The organism is Patescibacteria group bacterium (genome assembly GCA_018897295.1).
Lineage (GTDB): Bacteria > Patescibacteriota > Minisyncoccia > RBG-13-40-8-A > RBG-13-40-8-A > JAHILA01.
In genome coordinates, this window is sequence record JAHILA010000022.1 from 1 (window position 1) to 2,025 (window position 2,025).

2 protein-coding genes are annotated in these 2,025 nt (G+C 33.0%); both read left to right on the plus strand.

Going from position 1 to position 2,025, the window contains the following annotated elements:
* Positions 1-157 precede the first annotated feature (157 nt).
* Entirely contained in the window at positions 158-1,204 is a 1,047-nt protein-coding gene (locus KKI21_03185) for a hypothetical protein (protein MBU4285203.1), read from the plus strand.
* A 22-nt stretch (positions 1,205-1,226) separates the two neighbouring features.
* Positions 1,227-1,853, plus strand: a complete 627-nt coding sequence (locus KKI21_03190) for a PH domain-containing protein (GenBank protein MBU4285204.1) — start codon at positions 1,227-1,229, stop codon at positions 1,851-1,853.
* Positions 1,854-2,025 lie beyond the last annotated feature (172 nt).

The window sequence follows — 2,025 nt, forward strand, 5'->3', positions numbered from 1 at the left end:
AAAGGAATCGCCGCAGCCGCCTCCGCTTTTCGCTCGGCTCGTCATTCGGCAAACCTCGCTTTTTTAAAATTTGTGTTGTTTTTTTATTTTCTGTGGTAAGATATATAATACACTAGTTAAAATGTTAAAAATATATCTTTAATAAACTAAGGAAAATATGAAAAATCAAACTATCAATCAAAAAGGTTTCGCGCCGATTGTGATAATTTTAATAGTTATTGGCGCTTTGGCCCTTGGCGGAGCTTCTTATTATGTGATTAAAAAAATCTCTCCCCAGCCAGCGCAAAAAACCGAGCAACCAACAACTACTCAACCTTCTCCCGAAAAACCATCATATCAAGAGCCAGAACCAATGCCAGCTCCCCGGACAGTACAACAATCTGTTAGATTTGATCTGCCGGCAGAAACTCCTTTGAACAATGAAAATCTAAAACTTTCTTCTTTTTACGGAGCGATTGATGTAAGCGGTCAGGATATCAAATCTCACAAGATTCTTTCTGTAAAAATCACTGATAGCAAGAAGGGGCAATTATTAATGCTTTCAAAAGAGTTAGATGCTGAAAAAATGAAATATAATTTACCGGTTTATATTGAAAAAACTGATGGAGTTTACATTATTAATATAACGTCAATCGCCAAGGGTTTTGTGTGGATGAATCCGTTAATGATGTTTCAAGACAAATCAATAAAACCCTTACTTTTGAATAAAATCTCAAAAGATAATATGTTCACTAAAACGATCTATTTCGAACTGGAATACCTTCTTAAAACAAAGCCAGAAGAAGTAGGAGGCGATTTTCAGGGCGAACGCGGAGATCGTTTAATTAAACTTATTACAAAAGTAATTGAAAATAACTTAAAGAGTAAAACCGAAGAAACAAAAATTCCTTTAACTTATTATGATTGTCAAGAATCAAATACTTGTTTAGCTGAAAAAGCCAGAAATTGCGAATTAGCCAAAGGTAGAATAAAAAATACTATGGGCACTACCGAACATATAATCAATGGCAAAGAAAATGATAAATGTTTATATTCAAGTAAAATTTTAGAAAGTAATTTTGGATTTACTGGTTTAGAAATTCAATGCAAGCTTCGGCCAGATATATTAGAAAAGTTTTTTACAGATATTTCTGCCATCGATAAAGAAACGGTCATCAACAATTGCACTGGTTCTTATGTCGATTTTATAAAACAGAACAGATAATAGTAGAATTTAAATTTAAAAAATGACTTTATTTCTTCAGGAGAAACTTCACCCAAGAGCTAAATATTTATTTGCCTTTAGGTCGTTTATATATTGGGCTATGATTTCAATTGCAATCTGTGCTTTTGTTTTCTTAATAATTCAAATGGTTTTGCCTAAAAAAGAGATAGTTTTTTCTCACGGCAGTAAAGCGGAATATGGATATTTTAATGAGTATGATTTTACCAAAACGGAACTTGCATTTATTTTTGGTTCTCCGGTATTATTTTTCGCAATAATATTAAGCTTACTTTGGGGGTGGTGGGTTTATCGAAATTATTCTTTTGAATTGAAGGAGGATTCTTTGGAAGTTCAATATGGTATAATTTGGAAAAAACATAATTCAATTCCTTATCAAAAAATTCAAAATACAGAAATTAAAAGAGGTATCGCTGAAAGATTAACTGGCTTGGCAACTTTATGTATTGAAACCGCCGGTTATGGAAAGCAAGAGAAAGTTGAAAGATTAAAAGGTTCTTTGATGAATGCAACTTACCACTCTGCTTGCTTGGCTGCTGAGGCTTCGGTTCCAGGACTTTTACCTAAAGAGGCTTTTGATTTTCAAGAAAAAATTCTTGTTCAGAGCCATCAACCGAGAGGTCGAGATTAAAATTAAAAAATTAAATTAAAAACTGTGAAACAATTACATCCTCATACTATCTGGTTATTCTTTATTAAAAATTTTATTTTCTGGCTTATATTTTTGGGATTTGTTGGCTATATTACAAGCGGCTGGACGTTGCCAAAAATCGCTAAAACTGCCGATCCTTGGGGAACAATTT